The sequence below is a fragment of the Nonomuraea sp. NPDC048892 genome (assembly GCF_040649735.1).
Lineage (GTDB): Bacteria > Actinomycetota > Actinomycetes > Streptosporangiales > Streptosporangiaceae > Nonomuraea > Nonomuraea maheshkhaliensis.
This window is the reverse complement of sequence record NZ_JBEZFZ010000001.1, coordinates 355891-373848: the sequence shown is the minus strand read 5'-3', so window position 1 is coordinate 373848 and position 17958 is coordinate 355891. Positions and strand designations below refer to the sequence as shown.

15 protein-coding genes are annotated in these 17958 nt (G+C 70.7%); 6 read left to right on the top strand and 9 right to left on the bottom strand.

Annotated elements, in window-relative coordinates:
* Nucleotides 1-15: 15 nt before the first annotated feature.
* Nucleotides 16-1458, top strand: coding sequence for an MFS transporter (locus tag AB0C28_RS01805; protein WP_358072726.1), 1443 nt, complete (start codon nucleotides 16-18; stop codon nucleotides 1456-1458).
* Between the two features lie 62 nt (nucleotides 1459-1520).
* Here AB0C28_RS01805 and AB0C28_RS01800 read toward each other — a convergent pair whose 3' ends face one another.
* Nucleotides 1521-2513, bottom strand: coding sequence for a polyprenyl synthetase family protein (locus AB0C28_RS01800; protein WP_358072724.1), 993 nt, complete (start codon nucleotides 2511-2513; stop codon nucleotides 1521-1523).
* Nucleotides 2514-2643: 130 nt separating this feature from the next.
* On the opposite strand from AB0C28_RS01800, the gene AB0C28_RS01795 reads away from it, so the two are divergent.
* Together AB0C28_RS01795 and AB0C28_RS01790 are read left to right on the top strand one after the other, a co-directional pair.
* Nucleotides 2644-3165 (top strand): flavoprotein, encoded by a 522-nt coding sequence (locus AB0C28_RS01795; RefSeq protein ID WP_357839957.1) that lies wholly within the window; start codon nucleotides 2644-2646, stop codon nucleotides 3163-3165.
* Between the two features lie 40 nt (nucleotides 3166-3205).
* The gene (locus tag AB0C28_RS01790; RefSeq protein WP_358072722.1) at nucleotides 3206-4150 is read left to right on the top strand and encodes a serine hydrolase; all 945 of its coding nucleotides are present in this window, start codon (nucleotides 3206-3208) and stop codon (nucleotides 4148-4150) included.
* Nucleotides 4151-4285: 135 nt separating this feature from the next.
* Here AB0C28_RS01790 and AB0C28_RS01785 read toward each other — a convergent pair whose 3' ends face one another.
* A complete protein-coding gene (locus tag AB0C28_RS01785) occupies nucleotides 4286-5155 on the bottom strand; it encodes a LysR substrate-binding domain-containing protein (protein ID WP_358072720.1) in 870 nt (289 codons plus the stop codon).
* Between the two features lie 71 nt (nucleotides 5156-5226).
* On the opposite strand from AB0C28_RS01785, the gene dapA reads away from it, so the two are divergent.
* Complete coding sequence (gene dapA / locus AB0C28_RS01780) at nucleotides 5227-6105, top strand: 4-hydroxy-tetrahydrodipicolinate synthase (RefSeq protein WP_358072718.1); 879 nt, start codon at nucleotides 5227-5229, stop codon at nucleotides 6103-6105.
* On the opposite strand, the gene AB0C28_RS01775 is transcribed toward dapA, so the two are convergent.
* Nucleotides 6067-6303, bottom strand: a complete 237-nt coding sequence (locus AB0C28_RS01775; RefSeq protein ID WP_358072716.1) for a hypothetical protein — start codon at nucleotides 6301-6303, stop codon at nucleotides 6067-6069. The genes dapA and AB0C28_RS01775 overlap by 39 nt on opposite strands.
* Before the next feature lie 156 nt (nucleotides 6304-6459).
* Here AB0C28_RS01775 and AB0C28_RS01770 point away from each other — a divergent pair, with 156 nt between their 5' ends.
* Nucleotides 6460-6900: a MarR family transcriptional regulator gene (locus tag AB0C28_RS01770; protein ID WP_346101608.1), complete on the top strand. Its 441-nt coding sequence runs from the start codon at nucleotides 6460-6462 to the stop codon at nucleotides 6898-6900.
* A gap of 40 nt (nucleotides 6901-6940) precedes the next feature.
* Here the strand turns inward: AB0C28_RS01770 and AB0C28_RS01765 are convergent, their stop codons facing one another.
* Genes AB0C28_RS01765 through AB0C28_RS01755 form a run of 3 tightly spaced genes read right to left on the bottom strand, consistent with a single transcriptional unit; the run spans nucleotide 6941 to nucleotide 14456 of the window.
* Nucleotides 6941-11872, bottom strand: coding sequence for a DNA repair ATPase (locus AB0C28_RS01765; RefSeq protein WP_358072714.1), 4932 nt, complete (start codon nucleotides 11870-11872; stop codon nucleotides 6941-6943).
* A complete protein-coding gene (locus AB0C28_RS01760) occupies nucleotides 11869-13962 on the bottom strand; it encodes a flotillin family protein (protein ID WP_357839975.1) in 2094 nt (697 codons plus the stop codon). Before AB0C28_RS01760 ends, AB0C28_RS01765 begins: the two co-directional genes overlap by 4 nt.
* Nucleotides 13962-14456, bottom strand: coding sequence for a hypothetical protein (locus tag AB0C28_RS01755; protein ID WP_357839977.1), 495 nt, complete (start codon nucleotides 14454-14456; stop codon nucleotides 13962-13964). The genes AB0C28_RS01760 and AB0C28_RS01755 overlap by 1 nt, the downstream gene beginning before the upstream one ends.
* Before the next feature lie 196 nt (nucleotides 14457-14652).
* On the opposite strand from AB0C28_RS01755, the gene AB0C28_RS01750 reads away from it, so the two are divergent.
* Complete coding sequence (locus AB0C28_RS01750; RefSeq protein WP_358072712.1) at nucleotides 14653-15576, top strand: NADP-dependent oxidoreductase; 924 nt, start codon at nucleotides 14653-14655, stop codon at nucleotides 15574-15576.
* On the opposite strand, the gene AB0C28_RS01745 is transcribed toward AB0C28_RS01750, so the two are convergent.
* The 3 genes from AB0C28_RS01745 to AB0C28_RS01735 are packed head-to-tail and all read right to left on the bottom strand — an operon-like array spanning nucleotide 15566 to nucleotide 17913.
* Nucleotides 15566-16507, bottom strand: coding sequence for an aminoglycoside phosphotransferase family protein (locus AB0C28_RS01745; protein WP_358072710.1), 942 nt, complete (start codon nucleotides 16505-16507; stop codon nucleotides 15566-15568). The genes AB0C28_RS01750 and AB0C28_RS01745 overlap by 11 nt on opposite strands.
* Before the next feature lie 4 nt (nucleotides 16508-16511).
* Nucleotides 16512-17390 carry a 1,4-dihydroxy-2-naphthoyl-CoA synthase gene (locus AB0C28_RS01740; RefSeq protein ID WP_357839986.1) on the bottom strand — a complete coding sequence of 293 codons (879 nt, stop codon included), beginning with the start codon at nucleotides 17388-17390 and terminating at the stop codon, nucleotides 16512-16514.
* Nucleotides 17391-17400: 10 nt separating this feature from the next.
* Nucleotides 17401-17913 (bottom strand): PadR family transcriptional regulator, encoded by a 513-nt coding sequence (locus tag AB0C28_RS01735; protein WP_357839989.1) that lies wholly within the window; start codon nucleotides 17911-17913, stop codon nucleotides 17401-17403.
* Between the last annotated feature and the right edge of the window lie 45 nt (nucleotides 17914-17958).

The following is a 17958-nucleotide window of genomic DNA, read 5'->3' as shown; positions in this document are numbered from 1 at the left end:
TATCGGGAAGATCCTATGAGCGACGTGGAAACCGGCACCGTCACCACGAAAGTGCCCGCACGGCTGGACCGGCTGCCGTGGTCACGCTGGCACTGGATGATCGTCATAGGACTCGGCACCGTCTGGATCCTCGACGGGCTCGAAGTCACCATCGTCGGCAACCTCTCCGCGCAGCTCGCCAAACCGGGCAGCGGCCTGGAGATCACCCAGGCCCAGGTCGCGGGCGTCGCCGCCGCGCTCTACGTGGCAGGCGCCTGCACGGGAGCGCTGTTCTTCGGCTGGCTGACCGACAAGTTCGGCCGCAAGAAGCTGTTCATCATCACGCTGGTCGTCTACCTGCTGGCCACGCTGATGACCGCGTTCTCCTTCAGCGCGTGGTGGTTCTTCCTGTTCAGGTTCCTGACCGGCTTCGGCATCGGCGGCGAGTACGCGGCCATCAACTCCGCCATCGACGAGCTCATCCCGAGCCGGCATCGCGGGCGCATCGACATCATCATCAACGGCAGCTACTGGCTCGGCGCGGCCGGCGGCGCGTTGCTGACCGTGCCGCTGCTGAACGACCTGCCGGTCAACATCGGCTGGCGGGTCGCCTTCGGCCTCGGCGTGGTGCTCGGCCTGGCCATTCTTCTCGTACGGCGCAACGTCCCGGAGAGCCCGCGCTGGCTGTTCATCCACGGCAGGGGCGACGAGGCCGAGAAGATCGTCGGCGACATCGAGCACGACATCGGCGAGGACAAGCTGCCGGAGCCGCAGCAGTCGATGACCATTCACACGCGCAAGTCGATCGGGTTCGTCCGGATCGCGCACACGATGGTGGCGCTCTATCCGAAGCGGACGGTGCTGGGGCTGTCGCTCTTCATCGGGCAGGCGTTCCTCTACAACGCCATCACCTTCGGGTACGCGCAGATCCTGTCCACCTTCTACGGCATCGACACGCACACGGGCTACTACTTCGCCGTCATCGCCATCGGCAACTTCCTCGGCCCGCTGCTGCTCGGCCACCTCTTCGACACCGTCGGCCGGGTGCCGATGATCTCGGCCACGTACATCGGCTCCGGGGTGCTCCTGCTGGGCACGGCCTGGCTGTTCAACCAGGGGGTGCTCACGGCGGTCACGCTGACGGCGTGCTGGTGCGCGGTGCTCTTCGTGGCCTCGGCGGGGGCGAGCTCGGCGTACCTGACCGTCAGCGAGATCTTCCCCATGGAGACCAGGGCCATGGCCATCGCCTTCTTCTTCGCGATCGGCACGGCCGCGGGCGGCATCGCCGGCCCGCTCGTCTTCGCCTCCCTGGTCGAGAGCGGGGTGCCGGGGGACACGGCGCTGGCGTTCTGCATCGGGGCGGTGGTGATGATCATCGGTGGGCTGGTGGAGCTGTTCCTCGGGGTGAAGGCCGAACGGAAGGGGCTGGAGGAGATCGCGGCCCCACTCTCGAAGGCGGAGACCGAACCGGCCACGTGACGGCACCTTCGACGGATGCCCGGCACCACCACCTCCAGAACGTTGTGAACCGGATACGCCCTCTAGGGACTGGGGACGGAAGCAAGAAGCACCTGGCGTTCGACACTGTCGATATAGGCGGAAGGCAGGCGACGCAACACCACCCCCATCTCCTCATCCTGGAGCACCGGCAGGGCGGCCAGCGCCTCGGCGGCCAGGCCCCGGCAGTACCGGATCGTGTTGCCCGCCATCGGGCTCGCCCGCAGCACTCGCAGCGCGCGAGCCACCTGCTCCTCGCTCATGTCCCGCCCCACCAGACCGTCGCCGGCCAGGTCGATCCCGGACATGAGCAGGGGCAGGCTGTAGACGCCCTGGCGCAGGTCGTTCCCGGCCGGCTTGCCGAGCTGCTCGTCCGACGCGGTCAGGTCGAGCAGGTCGTCGAGCACCTGGAAGATCAGCCCGAACCGCTCACCGTACGCCGCCATCCGCGCCCTGTCCTCGGCCGGGGCGTGCGCGCACAACGCCGCCGCCAGGCAGCCCGCCCGGAACAGGGCCGCCGTCTTGCCGGTGATCGACCGCACCGCGCTCTCCCGCGTACGGCCGGTGTCGAACAGGTCGGCCGTCTCCAGATACTGGCCCTCCGCCAGCTCCACCACCGTGGCCGCCAGCACCTCGGCCACCGGCCGCGACACGTTCACGATCGCCGCCAGCGCGGCCCTGGCCAGTATGAAGTCCCCGATGACCAGCGCCTTGCCGTCCCCCAGCTCGGCGTTGAGCGTCCGCTGCCCGCGCCGCCGGTCGGCCCGGTCCATGAGGTCGTCGTGCACGAGCGAGCCCGTGTGGATGAGCTCCACACACGCCGCCGCTGTGATCACCCGGCGATCGGGCGCCTTGCCGAGTGCGATCGAGGCGGCCAGAGCCAGCGCGGGCCGCAGCCGCTTGCCACCCGCGGACACGACCCGCTCCGCGCCCGCGTTGATGTCCGGCAGCACGGACGACCCGCTCAGCCGCCGGATCCTGGCCTCGACCTTGACCAGCCCCGCGATGACGCCCGGGCTGCGCAGCAGTTGCTCCATGCCGCCCAGCCTGCGCCCCGGCCGCTGTGGAGCACCTGAGACACACTGAGGACCCTCTCAGCAGGCGTCCCCGCGGAGGATCCTGGAGGGGAGCGAACCCTGTCGCCTCCCTGGAGAGTGAGTGCACCGCGTGAGCGAGACATCGGACGAAGTCCTCTACCTCGTCGTCTGCGCGGCCGGCGCGGCCCGCGACGTCGGCCGGCTGGTCACCCTGGCCCAGGACGCGGGCTGGATCGTGCAGATCGTGGCCACACCGTCCGCCCTGGACTTCATCGACGTGGCCGCCCTGGAAGAGCAGACCGGCCGCCCCGTACGCAGCCGCTACCGCAAGCCCCACGAACCCAAACCGCCCAGGGCCGACGCCATGATCGTCGCGCCGGCCACGTACAACACGATCAACAAGTTCGCCCAGGGCATCACCGACACCTACGCCCTCGGCGTCCTGGCGGAGGCTCCGGGCCTGGGCATCCCGGTCGTCGTCCTGCCGTTCGTCAACAGCGCCCTCGCCGCACGCACACCGTACCGGCGCAGCCTGGAGGATCTGCGCGCGGACGGCGTACGCATCGTCCCGAACCCCGACCCCACTACCGCCCCCTACGCCTGGGACCGCGCTATGAAGGAACTCGGCCCAAGCCCCTCCAAAAGGCTGTAGATCTGGACAGGTCGATGGCGAAGGAAGGTGTGCCGTGGGAGTGGCTGAGCGGGTTGACGAGGTGGTGCGGGCGGGGCGGGCGCCGCAGCTGCATGGGCTGGTGGTGATGCGCGGCGGGCGGGTCGAGGTCGAGCGGTACGGTGCTGGGCGCGATCATCATCTCGGTGAGGATCTGGGGGAGGTCGTGTTCGAGCGGGACACGCTGCACGATCTGCGGTCCGTGTCCAAGAGTGTGGTGGCGCTGGTGTACGGGATCGCGCTGGGTGAGGGGCTGGTGCCGGGGCCGGAGGAGTCGTTGATGCGGCAATTTCCGGAATATCGGGATTTGGGGGCGGATCCTGGGCGGGCGCGGCTCACGGTCGAGCATGCGTTGACCATGACCCTCGGGCTGGAGTGGGACGAGTCACTGCCCTACACCGATCCGGCCAACGGTGAGATCGCGATGGAGCTGGCGCCCGACCGGTACCGCTACGTGCTGGGGCGGCCGCTCGTGGAGGCGGCGGGCACGCGGTGGAACTACTGCGGCGGGGCGTCGGCGCTGATGGGCGCGATCATCGCGCGGGGGACCGGGCGGCCGATCGAGGAGTACGCGGCGGAACGGCTCTTCAAGCCGCTCGGCATCACCCGGTACGCCTGGGCCAAGGGGAGCGACGGCGTGGCGGCGGCCGCGTCCGGGCTGCGGCTGCGGCCCGTGGACCTGGCCGCCATCGGGCAGCTCGTGCTCGACGGCGGGCGGGACGTCGTGCCCGGCTCCTGGATCCAGGAGATGTTGCGGCCCCGGGTGGTGATCGAGGACGGGTTCGAGTACGGCTACCAGTGGTACCTGAGCACCGGCGAGCGTCGCTGGGTCGAGGGCATCGGGAACGGCGGGCAGCGGTTGCTCGTGGTTCCGGAGGAGGGGCTGGTGGTGGCGGTTACGGCCGGGGAGTATGACCAGGCTCAGACCAGTGCGGGCGCCGTGCTCGATGCCGTTCTCGATCGGTAGGCACTCCGGTGGCGGTCCCCCATCGGTAGCCGTCCTGGTTGTGTCCGCGATCGGTGGTGATTCTGGTGATCGGTCTTGTCGCGGCGACGGCTGTACGGGCCGTGTCCGGTTCCCCAGGTGCGCCGGTGTTCCGGGTCAGAGGGGGAGGTGGGGGAGGGCGGTGTGGAAGGCGGTGATGGCGGCTCTGATGGCCGGGTGCTCGCCGTTGCCTCTCCTGAACGCGGCCAGCGTGCGCCGGCTCAGCGGTAGCCGGGTGAGCCGGACGCCGCGCGGCGGGTCGACGGCCGCCAAGCGGGGGACGAGGGCAACCCCCTGACCTGCGGCGGCGAAGGCGAGGACGGTGTCGAAGTCGTCGATGTGGTGACGGACGAGCGGTTCGAAGCCGGCCGCCTGGCAGGCTCTGATCGCCATGGTGTGGCAGAGCGTGCCGGGCTTGTTCATGATCCAGGCGTCGGCGCGGGCGGCGGCCACGGAGGGGCGGTCGGTGAGGTACATCGGCTCGGTGAACAGGGGCTCGATCTCGGTGGACGCGTCGGTGACGGGCGGGACGAAGTCGTACTCGTGGACGAGGGCCAGGTCCAGCTCGCCCGCCCGCAGTGCCGCAGAGACGTCGGCCGGGTCGATCTCGGACACCATGGGCTCCAGGCCGGGGTGCGCGGCGGTCAGGTCGGCGAGGGCGGGCGGGAGGAGGACGCGGGCGGCCGTGGGGAAGGCGCCGATCCGCAGCGGGCCCGAAGGGCCGCCACGGACGGCGGCGAGGGCGGCCGAAGCACGTTCGAGCTGTTCCAGTACGGCCTGCGCGTGCTCCACGAGCAGGTGCCCGGCGGGCGTCAGCGTCACCGTGCGCCCAGTGCGTTCGAGCAGCCGCACGCCCGCCTCCCGTTCCAGCGCGCTGAGCTGCTGGGAGACGGCCGACGGCGTGAACGTGACCGCCTCGGCCACGGCGGCGATCGTGCCGCGCCGGGCGAGTTCGCGGAGCAGGTGGAGCTTGCGCGGGTCGAGCATAAGGTGAGCTTAATCTCGAACGAAGAAATCCGTGCTGGACCTAACGGGTCGGCAGGGGCGAGGCTCGAAGCATGTTGAGAGGAATCCACGTACCGCTGATCACGCCGTTCGACACGTCGGGCGACGTGGCCGTGGACGCGATTGAGAAGCTCGCCCACCAGGTGCTCGACCAGGGCGCGAAGGGGCTGGTGGCGCTGGGCACCACCGGAGAGGTGGCCACGCTCGACGCCGGGGAGCGGGCGCGGGTGATCGAGGTGTGCGCACGGGTCTGCGCCGAGCGCCAGGCGCTGCTGACGGTGGGGGTGACCGGCAACGACACGCGCTCGACCGCGCGGGCGCTGCGTGAGTTGCCCTCGGGGGTGGGGGCGGCGCTGGTGATCGTGCCGTACTTCCTGCGTCCCGGCGAACGCGGTGTCGTCGCGCATTTCGAGGCGCTGGCGGAGGAGACGCCGGTGCCGCTGGTGATCTACCACATTCCCTACCGGACCGGGCAGAGCGTCAGTGCCGCCACGCTGCGCCGGCTCGGCGAGCACCCGAGGATCGCCGGGGTGAAGTACGCGGCCGGCGGGATCGACCAGGACGCGGTGAGCCTGCTGGGTGACCTGCCCGACGGGTTCGAGGTGCTGGGCGGGGACGACGCGTTCATCTCGCCGCTGCTCGCGCTCGGGGCGGCGGGCGGCATTCTCGCCTCCGCGCACCTGGAGACCAGGAGCTTCGCCGACCTGGTCGACGCGTGGCATGACGGGGACGCCGTACGGGCGCGGCGGCTCGGGCACCGGCTGGCCCGGCTGTCGGCGGCGCTGTTCGCCGAGCCGAACCCGACGGTGATCAAGGGCGTGCTGCACGCCCAGGGCCTGATCCCGACCCCGGACGTGCGCCTGCCGCTCGTGCCGGCCGGCGCGGAGTCGGTGTCACAGGCTCGCCTGGTAGCGGTACATCCAGGCGAATGACTCCTGGCTCGCGCTACGCCTGAGGAAGAACGGCAGCATCAGGTCGCGGAACACCCGGGCGACCGGGCCCGCGGCCTTGCTGTTGCTGATGGTCCTTGAGTAGGCGACGACCCGCTCCACGCGCGGGCGCCGCTCGGCCTCGAAGCGCCGGAACGTCTCCTCGTGCCCGCCACTGTCGCGCAGGCACCGGGCCAGCACGATCGCGTCCTCGATGGCGAGCGAGGCGCCCTGGCCGGAGCTGGGCGAGGTGGCGTGGGCGGCGTAGTGATAACCTTTCGTTCGGCCGAACGAAATATTAGGCAGAGGCAGAGGTGGTGGGCGGTGTCGAGAGGTATTTCGGATCGACGAACTAAATTGCTGGAGGCTCTCACCGTCGCGGGACGCGAGCACAGCAACGCCGCCGTGATGTACCACAGCGCCATGGGCGGGCGGCTCGGCCTGGGGATGACCGAGGAGAAGACGCTCGACCTGCTGCAACGCCTGGGGCCCCTGACGGCGGGGGAGATCGCCCAGCACACGGGCCTGGCGCCGGCCACGGTCAGCGGGCTGATCGACCGGCTGGAGGGCAAGTGGCTGGTGCGGCGCGTCCGCGACACCAAGGACCGGCGGCGGGTCATCGTCGAGATCAACTATGAGCGGGTGGCCGGGTTCTCGGAGCTGTTCGAGCCGTTCGTGGTGGCGTTGTCGCAGTTGTACGAGCGGTACAGCGATGAGGAGCTGGAGCTGATCCTCGACTGGCTCAACCGTTCGGCGGCCCTCCAGCGCGAGGCCACCCAGGGGCTGATGGAGGAGTAGGTACTCCCTTTCGGTCCTGGGTGGCCGTGGTGGTGGCGTCTCAGCCGGCCGAGTCCTTGATGGCGGTGCCGACCTCGCTCACCCGGTCGGCCAGCAGGCCGAGCGCGCCCACCGCGCGCACCATCGGGTCGTCCTCCGCCCCTCCCAGCGCCCGCGCCTTGAGGTAGGCGGCCTTGACCTCCGTCCAGCGTTGCGCCTGGGCCGGGGTCAGCCGGCCGCGCAGCTCGGCCAGCTTGAGCAGGTTCGCCTCCGCGTCGCTGGTGAGCGTCTGCGCCTCGCCGAGGTAGTGGTCGTCGATCACCGCCTCCAGTTCGGCGTCGTTCATGGCGGGGACGATCCGCTCGGCCAGCTTGTTCATGTTCCGGTACGAACCCTGCAGCCGGTACGGCGGCTCCGTACGGGCGGCGTCGGACTGGGCGGCCGAGGCGATGTAGGCCTGGTTGTTGGCCAGGACCACCTCCTGCACCCGGACGAGCTTGGCCAGCACGCTGAGCATCTGGTCCAGCTCCGGCTTCGTGTACGGGTGCTTGAGCTGGTCGGGCCGGACCGTCGGGTCGCCCTTGGCCAGGCGTACCAGCAGCTCCACGTCCGCCCGGTCGCCCCCGGACAGGGGCGCGAGCACGGGGTTGGAGGTGAGGGCGTTGTCCACGTAGCTCAGCGCGAACAGCTCCTCCTTGCCGGAGAGCACGTCGCCCAGGTTCCACACGTCGGCCCGGTTGGCCAGCATGTCGGGGATGCGGAAGCGCCGGCCCGACTCGGTGTACGGGTTGCCCGCCATGCACACCGCGAACCGTTTGCCGCGCAGGTCGTAGGTCCTGGTGCGGCCGTTCCAGACGCCCTCGATGCGGCGCTGGGCGTCACAGAGGGAGATGAACTTCTGCAGCAGCTCCGGCGAGGTGTGCTGGATGTCGTCCAGGTAGAGCAGGGTGTTGTTGCCCGTCTCCAGCGCGAACGAGATCTTCTCCACCTCCTGCCTGGCCGTCGCGTCGGGGGCGTCCGCCGGGTCCAGCGAGGTCACCTCGTGGCCCAGGGCGGGGCCGTTCACCTTGACGAAGACGAGGCCGAGGCGGCTGGCCACGTACTCCATCAGGGTGGTCTTGCCGTAGCCGGGCGGGGAGATGAGCAGGAGCAGGCCCATCTGGTCGGTACGCTTGCCGGCGCCGGCCGCGCCGAGCTGCTTGGCCAGGTTGTCGCCGATCAGCGGCAGGTACACCTCGTCCAGCAGGCGGTTGCGGACGAACGCGCTCATGACCTTGGGCCGGTACTCGTCCAGGCGCAGGCGGCGGCGTTCGGACTCGATCAGCTCGCTCCTGCGGCGCTGGTAGGCGCGGTAGGCGGGGACGCGTTCCCGGGCGAACGTGCGCGTCCTGGTGAGGATCTCGTCCAGGCGGATCTCCAGCTTGCGGTCCTTGATACGAGGGTGGGCACCGAGCAGGCCGTCCACCGTCGCCGTGGTCGCGGCGCTGGAGTCGTGGCGGGGCAGGTCGCACAGCAGGACGGCGATGGCCTCCGCGACCTCGGGACCCTGGTGGTAGGCGGTCAGCCAGGCGCGGGCGAGCTGGAGGCGTTCCGGCAGGGGCAGGGCCTTGAGGTCGTCCTCGAACTCACGCGTCCTGGCCGGGCCGAGCGTCTGCCGGAAGCCGTCGAGCAGGTCGCGGGCCTGTTTGGCGGTGATGAAGCCGGTCGGCGTGGAGCCCAGCTCCTCGACCAGGTACTCACCGGCGACCCGAGCCACCCCGGCGTCCGCGGGAGAACCCGCGCCGCCGCCCGCACCCGCACCCGAGCCGACGCCCGCGCCCGAGCCGACGCCCGCGCCGCCGCCCGAGTCCGCACCCGAGTCGGCGCCCGGACCCGGGCCGACGCCCGCGCCCCCGTTCTCGGAGAGGAAGGCGGCGATCAGGTCGCCGAGCTCGTGCCCCAGGTCGCTCAGCGCCGGCGACAGCCCGAACACCGTCCGCGCCCGCACCAGCGACACGGCCCGGGTGGTGAATGTTTTACGTGAAACCTCGTCCACCCCGAACGCCCAGAACAGCTGAGCCGCCGCCCGGACCTCGGCCGGATACCGCAGTAGCCCGGCCCCCTCCCGCAACCGCACCAGCGCACCGAGCACGGCCGCCGCGTCGTGGTCGTGCACCCCGCGCTCGTATCCCTCGTCGTACCGCGTCTCGGCCGCCCGCCGCACCAGTTCGCCGAGCTCGTCCGCGGGGGTGGCCGAGTCGAGGAGCGAGGCGGCCAGGTACTCCCCTCGATAGACCTCCGGCGTCTCCGAGACCAGCAACTGGTCCCAGAAGGGCCGCGTGTCGGCGAACGAGGCGGGCACGGGCGCGCGGTAGTCGGTGCCGGTGATCGCGAAGTACATGGACCCGTCGTGCGGCACCAGCGTCAGATCGATCGGCTGGGTGTTGACGGCGAAGCGGTGGCGGCCCAGCCGCAGCGTCTCGCCCCCGTCGGAGAACAGGTCGAGCCGGTCGCGCAGCGCGCGTCCCGCCTCCTGCTGGGCCGACTTGACCCGCCCGTCCAGCTCCTCGGCCCGTACGGCGTCCCCGAGCGCGCGCAGCTCCCCGGCCGCCGAGCGGACCTTGGCCACCATCGGGTCGGTCGCGAAGTAGGTGTTGACCTCGTCAGGCGACGACAGCGAGGCCAGCCGCCTGGTGATGCTGCCGAGGACGCGCTCGGCGGAGGCGAAGAGGCGGTCGGCGCGCCGGGCCAGGTCGTCGAGCTGGGTCTGCTTGCGGGCCGAGAACGCCTCGTAGACGTCCTCCCGCTTGGCGGCCAGTTGCGCGGCGAAGTCGTCGGACTCGCCGAAGCGGGACTCCAGGTTCTCGACCTGGAGCATCAGCCGACCGAGCTGCTCGTCGCACTTGTCCGGCGTGTCCGCCATCGCCAGCGCGCCGGTGATGGCCTGCCCGAGCAGGGCGAACTCGGCGGCGAACGCGGCGCGGCCCTCCGCGCCGAGCAGGTCGCGCCGGCGTCCGTCGAGCACGGCCCTGGCCCGGTTCACGCCGCTGAGCACTTCGGCGATGCGGCCCAGGATCGAGGTGCGCACGGTGGCGTCGGCGATGTCGAGCGACCCGACGACCTCCGTGACCACCTCCAGGCCCTCGCTCTGCTCCTCCAGCCGGTCGGCCACGGGCGCGGCCTCGGCCACCGTGGCGATGGCGGCGGCGTCGGCGGCCAGGGTCTCGACGGCGGCGTGGTAGGCGGTGAAGGCGTCCTGACCCGACAGGAAGTCCACGGCGCGCCGGCCGGCCGAGTCCAGCTCCTCCGCCACGGAGGCCGACAGCCTGTCCATGGCGGCCAGGTCGATGTAGCGGACCTCGCGCAGCGTCACCAGGCGGCCCTGGGCGCGGCGCAGCGTGGCCAGCAGGGTGACCCAGGCGTCGGCGGTGACGGGGGTGTCGGCCCTGGCGCGGCGGACCAGCTGGGTGGTCTCCTCCGTGGCCGTGGCCAGGGTCTGCGCGGCGTGGCGGGTGAGCTGCTCGACGTTCTCGTATTCGTCGAGGACCTGTTCGGCGGTGGCGCGTACGTCGGTGAGCGGGCCGAGCAGGCCGTGCTCGCCGAGCCAGTGGTAGGAGTCGAAGGTACGGGTGCAGGCGGCGATCAGGCCCTCGAACGTGCCGGCCGACGGCGCCATCTCCTCGACCATCCGCGACACGGACAGGCAGTCGGAGATGCCGCGGACGAGCTCGGCGTTGCCGATGCGCTCCAGCGGCCCGGTCCCGGCCGGCTGGGCGGCGGCGTAGGTGTCCGACACGTACGGCGTCTGCCACACCTGCATCGGATGCACCCGGGTGGGCTCCTCGGAGGTGGCGCGGAAGACCACCATCGTGCCGTCGTCGAACAGCGAGTAGCCGTGGCAGACGATGGGGGTGGCCACCTCCTTCCTGATCACGTTGTACGGCAGCAGCAGCGAACGCCCGTCACCCCGCGCGTGGAAGACGTACAGGACGTCCTCGCCGTTGGGCGAGCGCACCACCCGCTCGAACTCCAGGTCGCTGACGTCGGTGTCGAACGTCTTGCTGACCCCCGTGGCCAGGTAGTAGCCGCCGGGGAAGATGAGCCCCTGGTCCTCGGGCAGCCGCTGGCAGGCCTGGCCGATGCCGTCGAGCCGCACCACGGCCTTGGTGCGGGTGTTGAAGACCAGGTGGCGCCAGTCCTCCTCCTTGTACGGCTTGATCCGCATGAGGATGAGCGGCCCGACGCGGGCGTAGTCGATGTCGGCGTCGGCCAGGCTCTGCAGCGGCTCGGCCACCGGCTCGGCGTAGATGCCGGCCCCGGTCTCGGTGTTGTTCTCGACCTTGATGGTCAGGTCGCCGCCGAGGGTCTCGACGAACACCTCGCCCTCGATGGAGACGTGCGGATGGCGGCCGAGCACGTGGTCGTCGCGGGTGGTGACCGTCCATTCGAAGTCGTGAGACGGGGGGAACACGTGATCGCGCTCACCCCTGTTGTCCACATATTTCGGGACTCCGCCGTTGCTGACCGTCCAGCGCAGCACCCGAATGTCGGCGGGCCCCGTACGGAAGACGGCCAGCAGCTTGCCGTCCACCCGCCGCAGCTGCTGCAGCCTGGTCTCCTTGTAGTACCGGTACAGCTCGGCGAAGTCCTTCTTGAACGCCGGGTCGGCCAGCGTCTCCAGCTTGTCCGCGTCGAACCTGAAGGCGTCGCCGTCCCTGGAGAAGCGGTGCACCGCGAACACGTCGGCCACGGTCGTCTCCGGCTTGAGCCCGATGAAGACGTTGTAGCCGAACAGCATCACGTCGCCCAGAGAGACGATGTCCCTGGGGACGCAGTTGTTCTCGGTCCGGATCCGCTCGGTCCCCAGCAGGCGCAGCTCGGCGCCGCCGAAGACGCGCAGCCGCTCCTGGTTGACCCCCTCGGCCGCCGCCGCGAGGGCCTTGGCCTGGGCCTGGAGGCGGTTCCTGAGAACCTCGTACGTCCCCGCCTCCAGCCCCGCTTCGATCGTGCTCATTTGGCCCCGGCCAGCGCCGCCACCGGCGAGTCCGCGACGCCGAGCCTGCGGGCGGTCTCCAGCAGCTCACCGAGGGCCGACGACTGCGGGCCGCCGTCCTGGATGAGCCGCATGAGCAGGGCGGACACGGTCAGGTTCTTCAGGTCGGCGGTGCTCACGCCGCTGATGACGCTCGCCAGGTCGCCGGCCAGGCTGGCGGTGCCGTTGACGTACGGGGCGGCGACGGCGCCCGCGATCTCCGAGTGGCCGATGAAGCCGTCCACCACCTTGCCCGCGGTGATCGAGCCGACGACCCTATCGAAGAACATGGTGTCGCCGCCGACGATGTCGATGTTGGCCTTGGCCAGCCCGGCGGCCAGCACGCTGGCCTGCGACTCGGCCACCTGGCGGCTGACGTCGATGTGCTTGAGCCGGATCTCCTTGTCGGCCTCCAGCCGCAGGCGGTACTCCTCGTGGGCCCTGCTGGCCTCGTCCAGCGCCGCCAGCGCGGCCGCCTTCTCGGTGAGACCCTCGGCCTCGGCCTTGAGCTTCTCGCCCACCGCGGCGGCCCCGGCCAGCGCCATGGCCTGCTCGCCCTCGGCCTGCGCCTTGAGCCGGTCGCCCTCGACCAGTGCCATGGCCCTCGCGCCGTCGGCCTCGGCGGCGAGCTTCTCCTTCAGCGCCACGGCCTCGGCGCGGCCGACCTTCTCGATGGCCTCGGCGTCGCGCTCCCTGACCTGGACCTGCGCCAGCCCGCCGGCGGCCGTCTCGGCCTGGATGCCCTCGGCGAGCCGGATCTTGGCCCTGGCGTCCAGCTCGGCGGCCTGCTGCCTGGCCTCGGCCAGCACCAGCTCCTCGCGGGCCTTGAACTTGGAGGCGGCCTCCGCGGCCTCGGCCGCCTTGATGTCCTTGACCAGGTTCTCCTGGGCCTCGGCCTCGGCGGCGATGATCACCTGCTGGCGGGTGCGCTCGGCCTCCTCGACCACGCGCAGCCGCTTGATGGACTCCTCCTGCTCGGCCACGGTCTTGTCGACCGCGATGCGCTCGCGGATGACCTCGGCGATCGAGCGCTTCTCGGACTCGACCTCCTTGTCCTTGGCGATGCGCGACAGCTCGGTCTCCCGCTCGCGGGAGATGACCTCCAGCAGGCGGTCCTTCTCGATGCGCTCGGACTCGATGGCGATCACGCGCTCGCGGTTCTTCTCGGCGACGGCGATCTCGCGGGCCCGGTTCTCGTTCTGCACGCCGAGCTGCTCGTCGGTCTTCATGTGCGCGGCCTGGGCGCGCAGCCGCTCCTCAGCCTGGACGCGGGCGATCTCGGCCTCCTCGCGGGCCTTGACGGTCTCGATCTCCCGCCGCTGCTTGAGCTCGGCGTCGGCCTGGCGGCGCTCCAGCTCCAGGATCGCCTCGCGGGCGTCCACGTTCTGGCGGGTGATCTCCTTCTCCTCGTTGCGCTGGAACTCGTTCGTCCGCACGTGCTCGATCGCCGTCAGCTCGGTGATCTTGCGGATGCCCTGCGCGTCGAGGATGTTGCTCTTGTCGAGCTGGCTGAGCGCGGTCTGCTCCAGGTAGTCGATGGCGGCGTCCTCAAGGCTGTAGCCGTTGAGGTCGGTGCCGATGATCCGGACGATCTCGTCGCGGAACTCGTCGCGCTTGGTGTAGAGATCGACGAAGTCGAGGTGCTTGCCCGCGGTCTTGAGCGCCTCGGAGAACTTGGCGTTGAACAGCTCCTGCAGCGTCGTCTCGTCGCTGGCGCGGGCGGTGCCGATGGCCTGGGCGACCTTGATGACGTCCTCGGCGGTCTTGTTCACGCGGACGAAGAACGTGATCTTGATGTCGGCCCTGATGTTGTCCCGGCAGATCAGGCCGTCGCGGCCGGTCCGTTCGATCTCGATGGTCTTGACCGAGATGTCCATGATCTCGGCCTTGTGCACCACGGGCAGGACCACGGCGCCGGTGAACGTGACGTCGACCTTGTTGACCTTCGAGACGATCAGCGCCTTGCCCTGCTCGACCTTACGGAACAATCGCCCGACGACGAGGAGGAGACCGATCACGATGATCAGGATGACGGCGAGGAATACGCCGAACCCGGTGGAGATGACGTCCATCAATGCTCACTTTCGTACGGCATGACCCAGAAGAATTCGCCGTCTTTGTCGTAGTCGAAGATGAGTGCGTTCTGGCCGCGGGCGAGGCGGTCCTGACCGGTCGTGCGGACTTGCACGATCGCGGACGAGCCGTCGGCGGCGGTGACCTCGGCCTGGCCGAAGTCCGGGGTGGCCGTGCCCGTGCGGATCACGCACATCTGGCCGACGAAGTCGCCGCGCGAGTGCCGGTCCCCTTCGGGGAACAGCCTGCGTAACGGCACCACGAGGCCGCGGACGGCGAACCAGGCGCCCGCCGCGGCGGCGAAGGGGACGGCGATCAGCAGGCCACCGCTCGCCACCACCACGCTGCCGATCAGGCAGAGCAGCCAGGCGAACGCGATGAGCAGCGACAGCGTGATCCCGGCGGGAACTCCCCCGAGTCCCAGCCACGTGGCGTCGTCCTCCAGCTCGAACAGGCCGGTGATGACGGTCAGCCAGTAAGCGGCGACGACCACGAGAAGAAAACTGAAAATGACAGTCGGAAAGCTCAGTGCGATGGTGAAGAAGTCGGTCATCCCGCCTCGGTATACCTGATCCCCCTGTGTACGTCCTGTCGGACTATATCTAGATAAAGCGCAACTAAAGAAGAAAGTTCCCGAAACGGTTAAGGCACTTGACCTCAACCATGGTTGAGCATGCAGGCTCGCTGGCATGAGCGAACTGATGCGGGCGGCGGCGTTCACCGAGCCGGGCGGCCCCGAGGTGCTGAAGGTGATGGAACTGCCCGCCCCGCAGGCGGGTCCAGGCCAGGTGCGGGTGCGCGTGCGGGCGGCCGGCGTGCAGCCCTTCGACACGGCCGTACGCCAGGGCTGGCTGCCGCCGTACATCGAGGACCCCGGCTATCCGCGCATTCCCGGCAACGAGTTCGCCGGCGTGGTGGACCAGGTCGGCGAGGGCGTGACCGGGGTGGCGGCGGGCGGCGACGTGCTCGGGTTCACCGCACTCAACGCCTACGCCGAGTACGTCGTCGTGCCGGCGGCCAACGTGACGCCCAAGCCGCGGGCCGTGCCGTGGGAGGTGGCCGGCGGGCTGACCGCCGGCGTGCAGACGGCCGAGCTGGCCATTGACGGGCTGGGGCTGGCGGAGGGCGAGACGCTGCTCGTGCACGGCGCGGCCGGCGCCGTGGGCACGGCGGCCGTGCAGATCGCGAGGAGGCGCGGGGCCACCGTCATCAGCACCGCGCGCGAGGTCAACCACGAGTACCTGCGCGCGCTCGGGGCCGTACCCGTCGTGTACGGGGAGGGCCTGGCCGGCCGGGTGCGCGCGCTCGCGCCCGGCGGGATCGACGCGGTACTCGACGGGGCCGGCGGGCACGCGCTGGAGGTCTCGCTCGACCTGGTCGCCGACCGCGGGCGCATCGTGACCCTGGTCGAGCACGACAAGGCGGCCGGGCTGGGCGTCAGGCTCGTCAGGGGCGACCGCACGGCCGAGCGGCTCGGGCGTTACGCCCGGCTGTGCGCGGAGGGGGAGTTCACGTTCCCGGTACGGAGGGCGTACCGGCTGGAGGAGGCCGCGGACGCGCACCGCGAGGTCGAGACCGGCCACGGCCAGGGGAAGATCGTGCTCACCATCTAGCGCGCATGGCCAGCGCCACCTGCTCCTGGACGCCGTCCGGCCCGTGGCCGTCCTCCAGACGCCACAGCAGGTTCTGCAGCACCCTGCCGAGCGTCCATCCGGCGGCCCGCCGCCGGTCGAGGCCGAGCGCGTCCACCATGAAGTCGAAGCGCCGCAGCACCTCGCGCGGCGCGTCGCCGGTCGCGAGCGCCTCGCCCCAGCGGTTGTGCAGGGCGGGCAGCAGCTCGAACGCCGGGTCGCCGGCCAGCGGCTTGGGATCGATGGCCAGCCACGGCTCCCGCTCGCCGGCCAGCACGTTGTCGTAGTGCAGGTCCCAGTGCAGCAGCCGGTCGCCGTCCCCGGTGTCTTCCCGGGCGCCTTCCCCGGGGTCGGAGAGCAGGTCGGTGACCGCCGAGGCGCACAGCCCGACCCAGTAGCGCTCCTCCTCGGGCATCGGCCGCACGGCGGCCTTCTCCGCACGTTCCAGCATCGCCCGCGCGATGTCGTCCAGCCGACGAAGGCCCTCGGGCGCGGGACGGGCCACCAGCCGGCGCAGCAGCCCGGACAGGACGTCCAGGGCCTGCATGACGTCGGGCACGGCGGCCAGGGAACGGCTGCCGTCGAGCCGTTCGAGCAGCATCGTGCCGGTCTCGGGGTCGGCGTCGAGCAGCCGCACCGCGCCGTCGCCCGCCCACGTGCGCAGGGCCAGGCCCTCGTGGACGGTCTCGGGGGTGACGGGCTGCAGCTTGAGCGCGGCCTTCGTGCCGTCGGCGCGCACCACGGGCTGGACCAGCGCCATGATCCCGTGCCGGGGCGCGCCGTCCGGGCTCAGGTCCCATTCGTCGAGATAGCGCCCGGCCAGGGCCGGCAGCGCGGCCGTCCACGCGGCGCCGGCCTCACCGCCGTACTTCAGGTGCGCGGCGGCCAGCGCGCCGGGGACCTCAAGGGGCACGGTCTCAGAAATGCCAGGGGAAGGGCGACCAGTCGGGCTCGCGCTTCTCCAGGAACGAGTCACGGCCTTCGGCCGCCTCGGCCGTCATGTACGCCAGCCGCGTCGCCTCACCGGCGAACACCTGCTGCCCCACCAGCCCGTCGTCCACGGCGTTGAAGGCGAACTTGAGCATCCGCTGCGCGGTCGGCGACTTGCCGTTGATCTTGCGGGCCCACTCCAGGGCCGTCGCCTCCAGCTCCTCGTGCGGCACCACGGCGTTGACCATGCCCATGCGGTGGGCGTCGGCCGCGCTGTAGGTGTCGCCGAGGAAGAAGATCTCGCGGGCGAACTTCTGGCCCACCTGCCGGGCCAGGTAGGCCGAGCCGAACCCGCCGTCGAAGCTGGCCACGTCGGCGTCGGTCTGCTTGAAGCGGGCGTGCTCGGCGCTGGCCAGAGTGAGATCGGCCACCACGTGCAGGCTGTGGCCGCCGCCCGCGGCCCAGCCGGGCACCACGCAGATCACGACCTTCGGCATGAAGCGGATCAGCCGCTGCACCTCCAGGATGTGCAGCCGGCCGGTGGACGGGGTGCCGTCGGCGTACTGGTAGCCGTCTTTACCCCTGATGCGCTGGTCGCCGCCGGAGCAGAAGGCCCACCCGCCGTCCTTGGGCGAGGGGCCATTGCCGGTCAGCAGCACGCAGCCGACGTCGGTGCTCTGCCGGGCATGGTCGAACGCGCGGTAGAGCTCGTCGACCGTCTGCGGCCTGAAGGCGTTGCGGACCTCGGGCCGGTCGAAGGCGATGCGCACGGTGCCCTGGTCGACCGCACGGTGGTAGGTGATGTCGGTGAAGTCGAATCCCTCGACCGCCTGCCACGCCTTGGGATCGAACAGTTCGGAGACCATGGCCGGAAGCCTAACGGATTCGCCCTTCCGCCCACTCGGCCCACTCGCCCTGGCTCTCGGCCAGGCGCCGGCCGTATTCGAGGGCGAGCCGGCCGTACACCGACAGGTTGTCCTCGCCGCTCTCGACGAACGCGCGGATGCTCGCGAGGTGCTCCAGCTGCTTGGCGGCCAGCTCGGCCTGGCGGCGCAGGTAGCTCCTGGCCTGCTCGGGCGAGACCTGGGCCAGGAAGAACACGCGCAGCAGCATGTCGCTGCGCACGACCCGGGTGGGCTCGACGTCGGTGATCCAGTGACGCAGCTCGGCCAGGCCCGCCTCGGTGATCGTGTATTCCTTGCGGCCGCGCGGGCCCTGCGCCGTCACGTCCACGAGCCCCGCCTCGGCCAGCTTGCCGAGCTCGGTGTAGAGCTGGCTCTGCGTGGCGGGCCACACGTTGGCGAGCGAGACGTCGAACAGTTTCAGCAGGTCGTAGCCGCTCGCCGGCCCCTCTGACAGCAGGCCGAGCACGGCATGTCGAAGACTCATATTCCTATGTTGACATGTCTCCTGAGGAAGTTCTACCTTCGACAT

Bases quoted from the DNA above. Each gene is read 5' to 3' on its own strand.
- AB0C28_RS01805 (WP_358072726.1), top strand. From the start codon at position 16: ATGAGCGACGTGGAAACCGGCACCGTCACCACGAAAGTGCCCGCACGG.
- AB0C28_RS01800 (WP_358072724.1), bottom strand. From the start codon at position 2,513: ATGGAGCAACTGCTGCGCAGCCCGGGCGTCATCGCGGGGCTGGTCAAG.
- AB0C28_RS01785 (WP_358072720.1), bottom strand. From the start codon at position 5,155: ATGCTCGACCCGCGCAAGCTCCACCTGCTCCGCGAACTCGCCCGGCGC.
- dapA (WP_358072718.1), top strand. From the start codon at position 5,227: ATGTTGAGAGGAATCCACGTACCGCTGATCACGCCGTTCGACACGTCG.
- AB0C28_RS01765 (WP_358072714.1), bottom strand. From the start codon at position 11,872: ATGAGCACGATCGAAGCGGGGCTGGAGGCGGGGACGTACGAGGTTCTC.
- AB0C28_RS01760 (WP_357839975.1), bottom strand. From the start codon at position 13,962: ATGGACGTCATCTCCACCGGGTTCGGCGTATTCCTCGCCGTCATCCTG.
- AB0C28_RS01750 (WP_358072712.1), top strand. From the start codon at position 14,653: ATGAGCGAACTGATGCGGGCGGCGGCGTTCACCGAGCCGGGCGGCCCC.
- AB0C28_RS01740 (WP_357839986.1), bottom strand. From the start codon at position 17,390: ATGGTCTCCGAACTGTTCGATCCCAAGGCGTGGCAGGCGGTCGAGGGA.
- AB0C28_RS01735 (WP_357839989.1), bottom strand. From the start codon at position 17,913: ATGAGTCTTCGACATGCCGTGCTCGGCCTGCTGTCAGAGGGGCCGGCG.